The sequence below is a fragment of the Streptomyces lasalocidi genome (assembly GCF_005280215.1).
GTDB classification, from domain to species: domain Bacteria; phylum Actinomycetota; class Actinomycetes; order Streptomycetales; family Streptomycetaceae; genus Streptomyces; species Streptomyces longwoodensis.
The window spans coordinates 1,912,392-1,926,280 of record NZ_SZNQ01000001.1; the positions used below are offsets into that span (position 1 = coordinate 1,912,392).

The 13,889-nt window shown below is 72.1% G+C and carries 16 protein-coding genes; 5 read left to right on the forward strand and 11 right to left on the reverse strand.

Features of this window, described 5'->3' with window-relative positions; translation table 11 throughout:
- Positions 1 to 276: 276 nt before the first annotated feature.
- Positions 277 to 1,731: a hypothetical protein gene (locus E4U91_RS08560; protein WP_137306280.1), complete on the reverse strand. Its 1,455-nt coding sequence runs from the start codon at positions 1,729 to 1,731 to the stop codon at positions 277 to 279.
- Between the two features lie 248 nt (positions 1,732 to 1,979).
- Between E4U91_RS08560 and E4U91_RS08565 the strand changes: the two genes are divergently transcribed.
- The gene (locus E4U91_RS08565; RefSeq protein ID WP_137306281.1) at positions 1,980 to 3,806 is read left to right on the forward strand and encodes an endonuclease/exonuclease/phosphatase family protein; all 1,827 of its coding nucleotides are present in this window, start codon (positions 1,980 to 1,982) and stop codon (positions 3,804 to 3,806) included.
- A 27-nt stretch (positions 3,807 to 3,833) separates the two neighbouring features.
- Here E4U91_RS08565 and E4U91_RS08570 read toward each other — a convergent pair whose 3' ends face one another.
- The 5 genes from E4U91_RS08570 to E4U91_RS38035 all read right to left on the reverse strand — a co-directional run bounded on the left by E4U91_RS08570 (position 3,834) and on the right by E4U91_RS38035 (position 6,687).
- A complete protein-coding gene (locus E4U91_RS08570; protein ID WP_137306282.1) occupies positions 3,834 to 4,571 on the reverse strand; it encodes an SRPBCC family protein in 738 nt (245 codons plus the stop codon).
- Between the two features lie 13 nt (positions 4,572 to 4,584).
- Positions 4,585 to 5,202 carry an ArsR/SmtB family transcription factor gene (locus E4U91_RS08575; protein ID WP_137306283.1) on the reverse strand — a complete coding sequence of 206 codons (618 nt, stop codon included), beginning with the start codon at positions 5,200 to 5,202 and terminating at the stop codon, positions 4,585 to 4,587.
- 147 nt (positions 5,203 to 5,349) lie between these two features.
- Positions 5,350 to 5,772, reverse strand: a complete 423-nt coding sequence (locus E4U91_RS08580) for a DUF3618 domain-containing protein (protein ID WP_137306284.1) — start codon at positions 5,770 to 5,772, stop codon at positions 5,350 to 5,352.
- Positions 5,773 to 5,851: 79 nt separating this feature from the next.
- On the reverse strand, positions 5,852 to 6,532 hold the full coding sequence (locus E4U91_RS08585; protein WP_137306285.1) for a hypothetical protein: 681 nt from the start codon (positions 6,530 to 6,532) through the stop codon (positions 5,852 to 5,854).
- Positions 6,529 to 6,687, reverse strand: coding sequence for a hypothetical protein (locus E4U91_RS38035; RefSeq protein ID WP_168218084.1), 159 nt, complete (start codon positions 6,685 to 6,687; stop codon positions 6,529 to 6,531). The genes E4U91_RS08585 and E4U91_RS38035 overlap by 4 nt, the downstream gene beginning before the upstream one ends.
- 179 nt (positions 6,688 to 6,866) lie before the next feature.
- Here E4U91_RS38035 and dapA point away from each other — a divergent pair, with 179 nt between their 5' ends.
- From dapA to E4U91_RS08600, 3 genes are all read left to right on the forward strand, one after another.
- Positions 6,867 to 7,787: a 4-hydroxy-tetrahydrodipicolinate synthase gene (dapA, locus tag E4U91_RS08590; RefSeq protein WP_137306286.1), complete on the forward strand. Its 921-nt coding sequence runs from the start codon at positions 6,867 to 6,869 to the stop codon at positions 7,785 to 7,787.
- A 27-nt stretch (positions 7,788 to 7,814) separates the two neighbouring features.
- Positions 7,815 to 8,345 (forward strand): HAD domain-containing protein, encoded by a 531-nt coding sequence (locus tag E4U91_RS08595; protein WP_137306287.1) that lies wholly within the window; start codon positions 7,815 to 7,817, stop codon positions 8,343 to 8,345.
- Between the two features lie 81 nt (positions 8,346 to 8,426).
- Complete coding sequence (locus E4U91_RS08600) at positions 8,427 to 8,807, forward strand: antibiotic biosynthesis monooxygenase family protein (RefSeq protein ID WP_137306288.1); 381 nt, start codon at positions 8,427 to 8,429, stop codon at positions 8,805 to 8,807.
- 73 nt (positions 8,808 to 8,880) lie between these two features.
- Here E4U91_RS08600 and dapD read toward each other — a convergent pair whose 3' ends face one another.
- Positions 8,881 to 9,870, reverse strand: a complete 990-nt coding sequence (dapD, locus tag E4U91_RS08605; RefSeq protein ID WP_137306289.1) for a 2,3,4,5-tetrahydropyridine-2,6-dicarboxylate N-succinyltransferase — start codon at positions 9,868 to 9,870, stop codon at positions 8,881 to 8,883.
- Between the two features lie 248 nt (positions 9,871 to 10,118).
- Here dapD and E4U91_RS08610 point away from each other — a divergent pair, with 248 nt between their 5' ends.
- Positions 10,119 to 10,949 (forward strand): AbfB domain-containing protein, encoded by an 831-nt coding sequence (locus E4U91_RS08610; RefSeq protein ID WP_137306290.1) that lies wholly within the window; start codon positions 10,119 to 10,121, stop codon positions 10,947 to 10,949.
- Positions 10,950 to 11,054: 105 nt separating this feature from the next.
- Here the strand turns inward: E4U91_RS08610 and E4U91_RS08615 are convergent, their stop codons facing one another.
- From E4U91_RS08615 to sufC, 4 genes are read right to left on the reverse strand one after another with little or no spacing between them, the layout of a single operon-like run.
- Entirely contained in the window at positions 11,055 to 11,387 is a 333-nt protein-coding gene (locus E4U91_RS08615; protein ID WP_137306291.1) for a metal-sulfur cluster assembly factor, read from the reverse strand.
- Entirely contained in the window at positions 11,384 to 11,851 is a 468-nt protein-coding gene (sufU, locus tag E4U91_RS08620; RefSeq protein WP_137306292.1) for a Fe-S cluster assembly sulfur transfer protein SufU, read from the reverse strand. Before sufU ends, E4U91_RS08615 begins: the two co-directional genes overlap by 4 nt.
- Before the next feature lie 18 nt (positions 11,852 to 11,869).
- On the reverse strand, positions 11,870 to 13,126 hold the full coding sequence (locus E4U91_RS08625; RefSeq protein ID WP_137306293.1) for a cysteine desulfurase: 1,257 nt from the start codon (positions 13,124 to 13,126) through the stop codon (positions 11,870 to 11,872).
- On the reverse strand, positions 13,123 to 13,887 hold the full coding sequence (sufC, locus tag E4U91_RS08630) for a Fe-S cluster assembly ATPase SufC (protein ID WP_137306294.1): 765 nt from the start codon (positions 13,885 to 13,887) through the stop codon (positions 13,123 to 13,125). Before sufC ends, E4U91_RS08625 begins: the two co-directional genes overlap by 4 nt.
- Positions 13,888 to 13,889 lie beyond the last annotated feature (2 nt).

Genomic DNA, 13,889 nt, shown 5'->3' on the forward strand with positions numbered 1-13,889 from the left:
CGACCTGAACACAGCACGACCTCAGGTCAGGCGCCTGGAGAACTACGCACCACGACCCACGCCGGCCCGTCCCACCAAAAGGGGCGCGGGAACTGCGCGACGCCCCACGCAGACCCCGGTCAGCCACACCCCCCACTCCAGCCCGTCCGACCCAGAAGGGGCGCGGGGAACTGCGCGACCAGCCACAACCGCCCCGCACCCGCCACCCACGCCCCCGGCCCCCACCCCGGACCGCGCCGACCCGCCCTGAACCCACCCGCACCAACCCCCGGTTCACTACCCCCCGTTGGAAAGCGACCGCGCCTTGAACGCCGCCTTCCGCGCCTCCTTCGCCACCTTCTTGTCCGGGTGCAGCCGCCCCATCGCCTCCAGCACGTCCGCCGTCGCGGGATGCACCACCCGCCACGCCGCCGCGAAGAACCCGTCGTGCTGCGCGGCCAGCCCCTCCACCAGCGCCTGCAGCTCCTCGGAGTTGCCCTCGGCCGCGAGCTGCGCGGCCAGCGTGTCGATGGTCAGCCAGAAGACCAGGTCCTGCGAGGGCGCGGGCACGTCCGCTACCCCGTGCTCGGTCAGCCAGACCCGGGCCAGCCCGCCCAGCTCGGGATCGTCGAGGACCTCGCGCAGGGCCGCCTGCGCGGGCAGCCCCACCAGGGACAGCGCCTGCTGGCAGCGCAGCCGCCGCAGCGGAGCCCCGCTGTCGCTGCCCCGCGCCGCGGACAGCAACTCCCGCGCCGCGGCGAGCGGTTCACGGCGGGCGAGCCACTGCTCGGTCTCCGCGCGGGCGGCCGTCGGACCGTAGCCGGCCGTCCCGTCGAGCAGGGCGTCCGCGCCCTTGTCGGCGAGTTCACCCACGGCGGGCGCCTGGAACCCGGCCTCCATCAGCCGGGCGCGCAGCCCGTACAGCCCGAGGGGGGTGAGGCGGACCATGCCGTAGCGGGAGACGTCGGTCTCGTCGACGGCACCGGCACCGTCACCGGCGTCGTCACCGCTGTCGTCGCCGTCGGCCTCCGCCATCAGCGCCTCGTCGACGGGCTGGTACTCGACCAGTCCGATCGGCTCCAGCAGCCGGAACTGGTCGTCGAGGCGCATCATCGCGTCCGACACCTGCTCCAGCACGTCGTTGGTGGGCTCGCCCATGTCGCCGGGCACGATCATCGACGCGGCGAGCGCGGGCAGCGGCACGGGGCCTTCGCCGGGGCCGTCCTCGTTGGCGGTGAGCAGGTAGAGGTTGCCGAGCACGCCGTCGAGGAACTCCGCCTCGGCCTCGGGGTCCCAGTCGAGCCGGGAGAGGTCGACCTCGCCGCCCTCGTCCATGGCGTCGACCAGGTCGTCCAGGTCGGGCACGCTCGCGTCGGCGAGCACGGTCTCCAGGGCGGTCTGCCACACGGCGAGGACGTCGTGCGGGGAGCCGCCGGTGAGTTGCGCCAGCTCCTCGCCGGCCGCGACGGTGCCGGCCTCCTCGTCGGCGATCTCCACCAGCCCGGTGTCGACGGCGACCCGCCACGCCTCACTGGCGTACGCGGCGGCGTCGTCCCCGGTCAGCCCGAGGGCCTCGGCGGCGGCGGGCAGCTGCTCCTCCACGAGTCCGCCGCCCGCGTCGACCCGGGTGTCCGGGCCGGCCCAGCGGGCCAGCCGGGCGGCGCGGGCGAGCAGGGGCGCGGACAGCGCGTCACGCGCCAGCTCGGCCGCGGAGGTCAGCCGCACCGGCGGCAGGGGGGAGCTGTCTGACATCGGCGGTTTCTCCTAGGCACGTCGACTCGGACTGAAGCCTAGACGGGTTTCCACCCATGCCGCCCGGTTCATCTCCCCGACGGGTGGCGTACATGGCCGAAACCTTGACAACTGGCGTGATCAACCAGGAGATTGACGCGCGTAGAAACGGGGGGACAACTGTTCACTCGGCTCTACGCGTGTCACGCACATGCCATCAATCGCCAGCCCTCGTCCCGGCGCTCTCGTTCGTCCCCGGAGGGATTCCCTTGCCGAGCAAGTCGTCCGCGCGTCTCGCCGCGCTCACCGTCGCCGCCGCCTGCTCCGCGGCGACCACCCTGGTCCTGGTCTCGCCCGCGCACGCCGCCGCCGTGCGGATCCACGACGTCCAGGGCACCACCCGGACCTCCCCGTACGCCGGCCAGAAGGTCACCGACGTGGCGGGCATCGTCACCGGTGTGCGCACCTACGGCTCGTCCAAGGGCTTCTGGATCCAGGATCCGAACCCGGACGACGATCCGGCCACCAGCGAGGGCGTCTTCGTCTTCACCAGCTCGACGCCCAAGGTCGCGGTCGGTGACTCGGTCACCGTCTCCGGCACGGTCTCGGAGTTCGTCCCGGGCGGCACCGCGTCCGGCAACCAGTCGGTGACCGAGATCACCAAGCCGACGGTCACCGTGCTCTCCAGCGGCAACGCGGTCCCGGCCGCCACCGTGATCGACGCCCGCTCGGTCCCGGCGGCGTACGCCCCGGCCGGCGACCCCGCCGCGAACAACTCGGTCAACGGCCTGCCGCTGCGGCCGTCGACCTACGCCCTGGACCACTACGAGTCCCTGGAGGGCATGAACGTCCAGGTCGCCGACACCCGCGTGGTCACCGCCACCGACCCGTACACCGAGCTGTGGGTCACGGTGAAGCCGCGGGAGAACGCGAGCCGCCGCGGCGGCACGGTCTACGGCTCCTACGACGCCCAGAACACCGGCCGGCTCCAGATACAGTCACTCGGCGCGACCGCCGACTTCCCGGTCGCGAACGTCGGTGACGTCCTGGAGGGCACCACCGCCGGCCCGCTGGACTACAACCAGTTCGGCGGCTACACCCTCGTCGCCAACCAGCTCGGCACCCTCCGCAGTGCCGGCCTGGAGCGGGAGTCGACCGAGAAGCAGAAGAACGGCGAGCTGGCGGTCGCGACGTACAACGTCGAGAACCTGGACCCGTCGGACGCCACGTTCGAGGCGCACGCCTCCGCGATCGTGAACAACCTGAAGTCGCCCGACATCGTGTCCCTGGAGGAGATCCAGGACAACAACGGCGCCATCGACGACGGCACGGTCGCCGCCGACGTCACGGTGAACAAGCTGATCGACGCGATCGTCGCGGCGGGCGGCCCGCGCTACGACTGGCGCTCGATCGACCCGGCCAACGACACCGACGGCGGCGAGCCGGGCGGCAACATCCGCCAGGTGTTCCTGTTCAACCCGGAGCGGGTCTCCTTCACCGACCGCGCGGGCGGCGACGCCACCACCGCCGTCGGCGTGCAGCGCCTGCGCGGCAAGGCCGCCCTCACGGTCTCCCCCGGCCGGATCGACCCGGCGGACACGGCCTGGAAGAGCAGCCGCAAGCCGCTCGTCGGCGAGTTCGTCTTCCGCGGCCGCACGGTCATCGTGATCGCCAACCACTTCAACTCCAAGGGCGGCGACCAGGGGCTGACCGCGCAGTACCAGCCGCCGGTGCGCAGCTCCGAGACCCAGCGCCACCAGCAGGCGACGCTGGTGAACGCCTTCGTCAAGGACGTCCTGGACACCCAGAAGAACGCGGACGTCATCGCGCTCGGCGACATCAACGACTTCGAGTTCTCCGGCACCGCGCAGATCCTCGAGGGCGACGGCGAGCTGTGGTCGGCGATCAAGTCGCTGCCGAAGAGCGAGCGGTACACCTACGACTACCAGGGCAACCAGCAGGTCCTGGACCAGATCCTGGTGAGCCCGTCGATCCGGCGCGGCTGCGACTTCGAGTACGACAGCGTGCACATCAACTCGGAGTTCCACGACCAGATCAGCGACCACGACCCGCAGGTGCTGCGCTTCCACCCGTAGCAGCGGTACGAGCCGTACGGGGGCGCCTCAGGGCCGGCTGAACACTCCGTCCAGCCAGCCCTGCCAGGCGGACCCCTCGGCCCCGGCATCGGCGTCCGGCGCGAAGTCGTGGACGCTGATGCCGAGCGGGGCGCCCCAGTTGCCGCGCCCGAAGAAGCGGATGAGGGCGTGGTCGGTGCGCAGCCCGATGAAGTACGGGTTGCGGTAGTCGAGCACGGCGTCGAGGTCCTGCCCGCCGGGACCGCGGACGGTGACCTTCGCCCCGGCCGCCGCGTCGTCGGCGAGACCGAGCGCGCGGGCCGCCGCGGCGAGCGCCCGCGGCGTCTTCGAGCCCTCGGGGCCCTGGAGTTGGGTGAAGGTCACCGGGCGGGGCGCGAAGTGCGTGAGGTACTCGCACAGGGTGTGCAGGTAGAAGTTGGTGTGCTTGCTGGCGCCGTCGTACTGGTTGTTCCAGTCGTCGGTGAAGATGCCGCTGTGCACGTAGCGCACCCAGGAGCGACGGCCCTCGTCGCGGGGCTCGATGGTGTAGTCGAGCTGGTTGAGCGACTGGACGGGGAAGCCGACGTCCTCGCTGCGGTTGGTGTAGCGGTGGGGCGGGTCCCAGGCGGTGACGGTCGACCCGAAGGGCCCCTTGCCGCCCTCCCGGGGCTCGGGCGGGTCCATCGGCCAGAGGTAGCCACCGGTGCCGTGGGTGATCGCCTCCCACACCTGCTCCGGCGGGACGTCGACCTCGAACTCGCGGACGATCTCGAACTCCTGGGACATGACGGGCTCCTGCTCACTTCTCGACGAGGGGGGTCGGCGGGGTCGGCTGGTCCTTGACCGTGGGGTGGAGGGCGACGACGATCCGGTGGTCGCGCCCCTCCTCGGCGTCCGGGGCGTCGTACTTGCGCACCAGCGCGCTCACGCCCGCCGTCAGCTCCTGCACGAACGCGGCGCGGTCGGCGGCCGAGGCGAACCGGACCTCGCCGTCCAGGGCGTAGGTCGCGAGCCGCTTGCGGGCCTTCGTGGCGCCGGTGATCAGCGAACCGACGTCCCGGACGAGCCGGGCCCCGAGCGCGAGCAGCCAGCGGGCGGACAGCTGGTCGCGGAAGCGGTCCGGATCGGGCTGCACCGCGGCGAGCGCGACCGGCGAGATCACGTACGACGCGGCGGTCGCCCGCATCAGCCGCTCGGTGACGTTGCCCTTGCGCCGCTCACCGGCCAGCTCCACCAAGCCGTGCCGCTCCAGGGTCTTCAGGTGGTAGTTCACCTTCTGCCGCGGCAGCCCGACCTTGCCGGCCAGCATCGCGGCCGACGCGGGCCCGGCGGCCAGCTCGGCGAGCAGCCGGGCCCGGACGGGGTCCAGGGAGGCGGCGGCGGCGTCGGCGTCCTCGATGACGGTCACATCCAGCATGGGTCCACGCTCTCACCGACAAATTATTTTGTCCAGTCGGGCAGAGTTGTCGGTGACAGAGTGTGGCGTGGGTGACGGGATGCGAAGTGGGTGACGTGACTCGGCGGGGTCAACGGGTTGACGGGCTGATGGGGCTGGGCAGACGGGTCAGCGGCTCCGGCGGCGGACGACGCCGACCGCCACCGCGGCGCCCAGGCCGGCGGAGGTGAGGAGCAGGGCGGGACCCGGGTGGCGGACGCCGAACCGCACGACCGCGCGGGTGGGGCGGGGCGCCGTGCGCTCCAGGGCGGCGCCGGCCCGGCTGACCTGCGCGGGGCCGGTCCGCCCGATACGGGTCAGCCGCTCGTGGGCGACGAGCTGGGCGCGGCCCACGCCGGTCTCCAGCTGGACGGTCAACGCGCCCGCCCGGTCCATGAGGTCGGCCGCACGGACGCGGGCCCGCCCGGCCACGTCGGCGCGGGCGGCCTTGTCGGCGAGCCCCCCGACGGTCCGGCCGAGCCGGGTACCGGCCCCGTGCACCTGCTGCCGCAGCGCGCCGAGCCCCTTGGCGCCACTCTCCCTGCCGCTCATCGACGCACCCTTCCCCGATCTCCTCGAAGTCGCCCCGGTCCGTCCGGGTACCCGGACCTCCGGCGCCACCCCCACTCCCCTACCGCCCTCCCCCAGGACCGGGTTCTCCGAGCCGGGCGAGCTGGGTCTGGAACCAGTCGAGCCGGGCCTGCAACAGGGCGGCCTCGGCGGTGAGTTCGGGTACGCCGAGGGAGTCGGCGGAGGCTTCCGCGCCCGCGCGGCCGGCCGGTGCGGCGAGGACCCGCAGGCCGTCGCCGGCCAGCCGGGCGAAGGAGGCGAGGGAGACGGACGTACGGGCGCGGACGCAGGCGGCGCAGGAGGGGGCGAGCGCGCGTCGGCCGGGCCTGCCCCAGCCGGCGTCGGCCAGCGCGACGGCGGGCGCCCCGCAGGCGCAGGGCCCCACGGTCGCCGTACGGACACGCTGGCGGGCGGAGCGGAAGCCGCGCTCGAAGCGGATGTAGGCACCGAGGACGGCGACCTCCAGGAGGACGGCCGCCCGGTGCTCGGCGGTGCACAGCAGGGCCTCGGCGGCCGCGCGGTCGTGCACGCAGTGGAAGCCGCAGTCGCAGCGGCGGTGCGGTGCACGGTGCCGCAGCCCGTACACACAGGCCGCGTCGGCCACGACGCCGTACGGGAGCGCACCGCCGAGCGACACACCGGTGAAGCCGGCCCGGGTGCCGTCGTGGGACAGCACCGGGTAGGCGATCTTGTATCCGGTCGGCGGCTCCGCAGGGCGTTCCTCGGGGAGCCGGAACCTCATCGGACGGCCGGTACCCCGTCGGCCGCGGAGCGGTCCCCGGTCTCGGCGGGCAGGTCGGTGTCGGTGGCGCAGCGGATGTCGGTGCCGCTGTCGGTGTCGGCGGTCTGCGGCTGCTCTTCCGCGACGCCGGTGGCCAGGGCCTTGCCGAGCTTCATGGTGCCTCCCGTGACAGTGGTCGGATCTGCCGTCGGTGACGCTCCGGCCATGGTGACCCATGGAGGTCCGATGTGGACATAGGGCCTCCGGCGAAAACCGCATCGATAAGTAAAACTTGGCGATATCGAACAGAACATTTAAGTGGACCTACAACTTGCTGTCGCGGAGACTGCACCACATGACGACCGACCGACAGACAACACGCTCCGAGGGCCGCCCGACCCCCTTCGGCCGGGCCCTGTGCGCCATGGTCACTCCGTTCACGGAGTCGGGGGCGCTGGACCTCGACGGGGCGCAACGGCTGGCCGATCACCTGGTGGCGCGGGGGTGCGACGGGCTGGTGCTGTCGGGGACGACGGGTGAGTCACCGACGACGAGCGACACGGAGAAGGAGGAGCTGGTCCGGGCGGTGCGGGCGGCGGTGGGCGACCGGGTGACGCTGGTGGCGGGCGTGGGCACGGCGGACACCCGGCACACGGTGGACCTGGCCCGGGCGGCGGCGAAGGCGGGCGCGGACGGCGTCCTGGTGGTCACCCCGTACTACAGCCGTCCGCCGCAGGACGCGCTGGAGTTCCACTTCCGCGAGGTGGCGGACGCCTCGGACGTGCCGGTGATGCTCTACGACATCCCGGGCCGCACGGGTACGGCCATCGCGACGGACACGATGCTGCGGCTGGCCGAGCACCCGGGGATCGTGGCGGTGAAGGACTGCTCGTACGACCTCCTGGGCACGCAGAAGGTCCTGTCCCGCACCGGCCTGGCGTACTACGCGGGCTGCGACGAACAGGTCCTCGCGCTGTGCGCGATCGGCGCGACGGGGTACGTCAGCACGGTGGCGAACGCCGTCCCGGGGCACGTCCGCACGATTCTGGACAGGTACGCGGCGGGCGCCACCCGGGAGGCGACCGACGCCCAGCTCGGGCTGACGGACCTCATCGACCGGATGATGAACTCCCCCCTCCCCGGCACGGTCACCACCAAGGCCCTCCTCACGACCCTGGACCTCCCGTCGGGCCCACCCCGCGCCCCACTCCGCCCGGCACCCCGGGAGACGACGGAACAACTGCGGTCGGCGTACGACCGGTTGGCGGGGGCCTGACCTGAGGGAATCCCGTACGGTGCCCCCATGACACCGACGGAGGCTCCCCCGGAACACAAGGGCCTCCGGCCCCTCCTCTTCCTGGACGTCGACGGCCCCCTCAACCCGTACGCCGCGCAGCCCGAACGGCGTCCGGAGGGGTACACGACGATCAGAGCGGCGGTCCGGCCGGGCCGGCCGCTGCGGGTCTGGCTGAACCCGTCCCACGGGGCCGCCCTCCTGGCCCTGCCCTACGACCTGTGCTGGGCGACGACGTGGATGGCCGAGGCCAACCGCTGGATCGCCCCCGTGATCGGCCTGCCGGAGCTGCCGTACGTCGACTTCGGCGACCACCTCTTCGCCGAGCGGCCGGACGGCGTCCACTGGAAGACGGAGGCGATCGTGGCGTACGCGGCGGGCCGCCCCTTCGCCTGGGTCGACGACGAACAGTCCCCCGCCGACGCGGAGTACGTCACCCGCCACCACCCGGCGCGGGCGCTGCTGCACCACGTGGACCCGCGACTCGGCCTGCGCGCACCGGACTTCACGGCGCTCGGGCAGTTCGCGGCGGGCGAGTGAAGGCAAAGACCTGGATCCCTCCGGGATCCCGTTCGGGAAAGACGCTGGATCGGGGTGTGACCGGGACCCTACGGTGACGCCATGAGCGATCAACCCCAGGCGCCTGTCGCGCCCGTGCAGGCCTTCGAACCGCCCTACTACCTCGCCGTGTTCACCTCGGTGAAGACCGAGGACCAGACCGGCTACCGCGAGACCAACGCCCGCATGGAGGAGCTGGTGCAGCAGATCCCCGGCTACCTGGGGATGGACCACGCACAGACCCCGGGCGGCCTGTCCGTCACCGTCGGCTACTTCCGCGACGCCGACGCCCTCACGGAATGGCGGACCAATACGGAACACCGCACCGCCCAACGCCGCGGCCGCACCGACTGGTACGAGAGCTACACCCTGCACGTGGCAAAGGTGGAGCGAAGCTACGCGTTCAACCGGACGGGAGCCGCGGAGGCCTTGGCAGCCGACTGAGCAGCCGCAGACGACGAAGCGCCCTCCCGCACCGGCCCGGGCCGTAGGGAAGGGCGCTCACGGCCGCCGTCGGTCAGTTGTGGGCGTGCAGGATGTCGTTCAGGCCGCCCCACACCGCGTTGTTCGGGCGGGCCTCCACCGTTCCCGTCACCGAGTTGCGGCGGAAGAGGATGTTGGAGGCGCCCGAGAGTTCGCGGGCCTTGACGATCTGGCCGTCGGGCATGGTCACCCGGGTGCCCGCCGTGACGTACAGGCCGGCCTCCACCACGCACTCGTCGCCGAGCGCGATGCCCACGCCCGCCTCGGCGCCCACCAGGCAGCGCTCGCCGATGGAGATGATCACGTTGCCGCCGCCGGACAGCGTGCCCATCGTGGAGGCGCCGCCGCCGATGTCCGACCCGTCGCCCACGATCACGCCCGCCGAGATGCGGCCCTCGACCATCGACGTGCCCAGCGTGCCCGCGTTGAAGTTGACGAAGCCCTCGTGCATCACCGTCGTGCCCTCGGCAAGGTGCGCGCCGAGCCGCACCCGGTCGGCGTCGGCGATGCGCACGCCCTTCGGCGCCACGTAGTCCGTCATGCGCGGGAACTTGTCGATCGAGGTGACCTGGAGGTGCAGGCCCTCCGCGCGGGCGTTCAGGCGCACCTTCTCCACGTCGTCCACCGCGACCGGGCCGAGCGACGTCCACGCCACGTTGGCCAGGAAGCCGAAGATGCCGTCCAGGCTCTGCCCGTGCGGCTTGACCAGGCGGTGGGAGAGCAGGTGCAGCCGCAGGTACACGTCGTGCGCGTCGATCGGCTTCGCGTCCAGCGCCGAGATGACCGTGCGCACCGGGATCACCTCGACGCCACGGCGGGCGTCCGGGCCGATCGCCTTCGCCGCACCCTCGCCGAGCAGCTCCACGGCCCGCTCGGCCGACAGCCGCTCGGTGCCGGACGGGCCGGGCTCGGCGACGAGTTCGGGGGCGGGGAACCAGGTGTCGAGGACGGTGCCGTCGGCGGCGAGGGTGGCGAGGCCGGCGGCCACCGCCCCGGTGGTGCTGGGTGCAGTCGTGTCGGTCATGGGGGAAACCTAACCGGCGGCGGCCCGCCGACGCGAACCCACGGCCCGGTGTCTCAGGTGGCGGGCCGCGCCACCGGCCCCCGGGGTCGGCCACCCGCCGCACCCCCGTCGTCCCGGCGCCCGAAGCGTTATGGAGACCGCTCACGGAAACCACTGCTCGACCGGCCCGCCCTCCACTACTGTGCAGCCCACCCACCCAGGTCGTCGCAGCCGCGGCCGCCCGCACGGCGCCGCTGGAGGAACCGCGCATGCCACAGAACGAGTCCCGGCCCTCCCCCCACCGACCCTGGGAAGCCGGCTGGGCCCCGGACACCGCCCGCGCTCCCGGCACCCGCCGGCTCTGGCTGGCCGGGGCCCTCGCCGTGGCCACGGTCGTCGCCTGCGTCACGGCGATCGCGCTCGGCGACCGGCCCGGCGATCAGGCGGCGCAGCGCACCGACGCCACCGCGCCGGCCGGCGCGGACACCCGCAGCGGACCCGGGCTCATCTCCTTCGCCACGCCGTCCGCGACGGCCGGAGCGGGGCCGGGGGCCGAGCCGTCCGGTACGCCCTCGCCTCCACCTACGCCCTCCCCCACCGTCCGGTACAGCACCACGGCGACCCCCTCCGCGTCCTCCCCCGCGCGTCCCACACCGGCCGCCCCCGCGCCCGCCTCCCCCCGCCGCTCCCTGCGCTCCGTCAACTACCCCGACCGCTACTGGCACGTCAGCCAGGGCCTCGTCCGGCTCGACCCGGCCCCGGGAGGGGACGCCCGCGCGGACTCCACCTTCACCGTCGTACCCGGTCTGGCCGACCGCGGCTGCCTCTCCCTCCGCACCTCCGACGGCCGCTACCTCCGCCACCGCGACTTCGTCCTGCGCGCCGAGCGCGGCGACGGGTCCTTCCTGTTCGGCCGGGACGCCACCTTCTGCGCCCGGCCCGCCCCCGCCGCCTCCGGCGCGGTCTCGCTGGAGTCCGTGAACTACCCCGGCCGCTTCCTGCGCCACCAGGACTTCCGGCTCAGGCTGGACCCCTACCAGGACTCCGACCTCTACCGCGCCGACTCGGCGTTCCGCCTCACCTCGCCCCTGGCCGGCTGAGCCACGGGAAGACCACCTTCAGGAGTCCCGCCCCCGGACACGCCGATGGCCCCCGGCACACTCCCGTGCCGGGGGCCATCGCGCGATCTCAGGCGCCGCGCCCGCTCAGACGTTGAAGCCCAGCGCGCGCAGCTGGTCGCGGCCGTCGTCCGTGATCTTGTCCGGGCCCCACGGCGGCATCCACACCCAGTTGATGCGCAGCTCGTTGACGAGGCCGTCCGTGGCGGACTTGGCCTGGTCCTCGATGACGTCGGTCAGCGGGCAGGCCGCCGAGGTCAGGGTCATGTCGATGGTCGCGATGTTCGCGTCGTCGATGTGGATGCCGTAGATCAGCCCCAGGTTGACGACGTCGATGCCCAGCTCGGGGTCGACGACGTCGTACAGCGCCTCACGGAGTTCCTCCTCCGTGGCCGGCTTCATCTCAGCGGTGTCGGTCATGCCGTCTTCCTTTCGGCGTCGGCTCCGCCCAGGGCCTGGGCCGTCGCGTCCTTCCACGCCATCCAGCTGAGGAGGGCGCACTTCACCCGGGCCGGGTACTTGGAGACCCCGGCGAACGCGACGGCGTCCTCCAGGACCTCCTCCATCGCGTCGTCCGGCTCGGTCCTGCCCTTGGACTGCATCAGCTCCAGGAAGGTCTCCTGGATCTTCTGCGCGTCGGACAGCTCCTTGCCGACCAGCAGCTCGTTGAGCACGGACGCCGAGGCCTGGCTGATGGAGCAGCCCTGGCCCTCGTAGGACACGTCGGTGATCGTGGTGCCGTCGTACTTCACGCGGAGGGTGATCTCGTCACCGCACGTGGGGTTGACGTGGTGCACCTCGGCGTCGCCGTCCCGCAAGCCCCGCCCGTGCGGGTTCTTGTAGTGGTCCAGGATGACTTCCTGGTACATCGAGTCCAGCTTCACGGTCTCAGCTCACGCCCTTCAGCCGAAGAAGTTCCGTACGTGCTCCAGCCCCTCGACCAGTGCGTCGATCTCGGCCGGCGTGGAGTACAGGTAGAACGACGCTCGCGTGGTCGCAGGAATTCCGTAGCGCAGGCAGACCGGGCGCGCGCAGTGGTGACCGACGCGGACGGCGATGCCCTGCTCGTCCAGCACCTGGCCCACGTCGTGCGGGTGGATGTCGCCGAGCGTGAAGGAGATCGCCGCGCCCCGCTCCTCGGCCGTGGCCGGGCCGATGATCCTGAGGTCGGGGACCTCCGTCAGGCGGCGCACCGCGTACTCGGTGATCGCCTGCTCATGGGCGAGGATCTTGTCCATGCCGAGGGCGTTGAGGTAGTCGATCGCCGCGCCCAGGCCCACGGCCTGGGCGATCGGCGGCGTGCCCGCCTCGAACTTGTGCGGCGCCGGGGCGTACGTCGAGGAGTGCATCGAGACGGTCTCGATCATCTCGCCGCCGCCCAGGAACGGGGGCAGGTCCTCCAGGAGTTCCTGGCGGCCCCACAGCACGCCGATGCCGGTCGGGCCGCACATCTTGTGGCCGGTGAAGGCCACGAAGTCGGCCTGGAGCGCCTGCACGTCCAGCGGCATGTGCGGCGCGGCCTGCGAGGCGTCGATGCAGACCAGCGCGCCGACCTCCTGCGCGCGGCGCACGATCGCCTCGACGGGGTTGACCGTGCCGAGGATGTTGGACACCAGCACGAAGGAGACGATCTTCGTCTTCTCGGTGATGACCTCGTCGATGTTCGACAGGTCGAGCCGGCCGTCGTCGGTCAGGCCGAACCACTTCAGCTTCGCGCCCGTGCGCTGCGCGAGCAGCTGCCACGGCACGATGTTGGAGTGGTGCTCCATCTCGGTGATGACGATCTCGGTCTCGCGGTCCACGCGGTACGGCTCGTCGGCCCAGCCCAGCATGTTCGCCACGAGGTTGAGCGACTCGGAGGCGTTCTTGGTGAAGATCACCTCGTCGCGCGAGGGCGCGTTGACGAACTCCGCGACCTTGTCGCGCGCACCCTCGTACAGCGCCGTGGCCTCCTCGGCGAGCACATGCACACCGCGGTGGACGTTGGCGTTGTACCGCTCGTAGTACTCACTGAGGGCGTCGAGCACCTGGCGCGGCTTCTGCGAGGTCGCCGCGTTGTCCAGGTACACGAGCTTCCGTCCGTCGTGGACCTGACGGTCCAGGATGGGGAAGTCCTTGCGGATCGCCTCGGTGTCGAGGAGGCCCGGCAGCTGTGTCACGCGGATGCGCCACCCTTCGTGTATGCCTCGTAGCCCTCGGACTCCAGCTTGTCGGCGAGCTCGGGGCCACCCGACTCGACGATCTTGCCGCCCGCGAACACGTGGACGTGGTCGGGCTTGATGTAGCGCAGGATGCGCGTGTAGTGCGTGATCAGCAGGGTGCCGACCTCACCGGACTCGCGGACGCGGTTGACGCCCTCGGAGACGATGCGCAGGGCGTCGACGTCGAGGCCGGAGTCGGTCTCGTCGAGGATCGCGACCTTCGGCTTGAGCAGTTCGAGCTGGAGGATCTCGTGGCGCTTCTTCTCACCGCCGGAGAAGCCCTCGTTGACGTTGCGCTCGGCGAAGGAGGGGTCCATGTGGAGGCGCTCCATGGCCTCCTTGACCTCCTTCACCCAGGTGCGCAGCTTGGGGGCCTCGCCGCGGAGGGCGGTGGCGGAGGTGCGCAGGAAGTTGGAGACCGAGACGCCGGGGACCTCGACCGGGTACTGCATGGCGAGGAACAGGCCGGCGCGGGCACGCTCGTCGACGGACATCTCCAGGACGTCCTCGCCGTCGAGGGTGACGGTGCCGCCGGTGATCGTGTACTTCGGGTGACCCGCCAGCGAGTAGGCGAGGGTGGACTTGCCGGAGCCGTTGGGGCCCATGATGGCGTGCGTCTCGCCCTGCTTCACGGTCAGGTCGACGCCCTTGAGGATCTCCTTCGTGGCGTTGTCGGCCTCGACGGTGACGTGCAGGTCTCGGATTTCAAGCGTTGCCATGG

What these genes read in the sequence shown, in the direction of transcription:
- E4U91_RS38035 (WP_168218084.1), bottom strand. Translation starts at nt 6,687, where the DNA reads ATGAAGCTCGGCAAGGCCCTGGCCACCGGCGTCGCGGAAGAGCAGCCG.
- E4U91_RS08615 (WP_137306291.1), bottom strand. Translation starts at nt 11,387, where the DNA reads ATGACCGACACCGCTGAGATGAAGCCGGCCACGGAGGAGGAACTCCGT.
- sufC (WP_137306294.1), bottom strand. Translation starts at nt 13,887, where the DNA reads ATGGCAACGCTTGAAATCCGAGACCTGCACGTCACCGTCGAGGCCGAC.
- E4U91_RS08595 (WP_137306287.1), top strand. Translation starts at nt 7,815, where the DNA reads ATGACACCGACGGAGGCTCCCCCGGAACACAAGGGCCTCCGGCCCCTC.
- dapD (WP_137306289.1), bottom strand. Translation starts at nt 9,870, where the DNA reads ATGACCGACACGACTGCACCCAGCACCACCGGGGCGGTGGCCGCCGGC.
- E4U91_RS08560 (WP_137306280.1), bottom strand. Translation starts at nt 1,731, where the DNA reads ATGTCAGACAGCTCCCCCCTGCCGCCGGTGCGGCTGACCTCCGCGGCC.
- dapA (WP_137306286.1), top strand. Translation starts at nt 6,867, where the DNA reads ATGACGACCGACCGACAGACAACACGCTCCGAGGGCCGCCCGACCCCC.
- E4U91_RS08600 (WP_137306288.1), top strand. Translation starts at nt 8,427, where the DNA reads ATGAGCGATCAACCCCAGGCGCCTGTCGCGCCCGTGCAGGCCTTCGAA.
- E4U91_RS08570 (WP_137306282.1), bottom strand. Translation starts at nt 4,571, where the DNA reads ATGTCCCAGGAGTTCGAGATCGTCCGCGAGTTCGAGGTCGACGTCCCG.
- E4U91_RS08580 (WP_137306284.1), bottom strand. Translation starts at nt 5,772, where the DNA reads ATGAGCGGCAGGGAGAGTGGCGCCAAGGGGCTCGGCGCGCTGCGGCAG.
- E4U91_RS08575 (WP_137306283.1), bottom strand. Translation starts at nt 5,202, where the DNA reads ATGCTGGATGTGACCGTCATCGAGGACGCCGACGCCGCCGCCGCCTCC.
- E4U91_RS08585 (WP_137306285.1), bottom strand. Translation starts at nt 6,532, where the DNA reads ATGAGGTTCCGGCTCCCCGAGGAACGCCCTGCGGAGCCGCCGACCGGA.
- E4U91_RS08610 (WP_137306290.1), top strand. Translation starts at nt 10,119, where the DNA reads ATGCCACAGAACGAGTCCCGGCCCTCCCCCCACCGACCCTGGGAAGCC.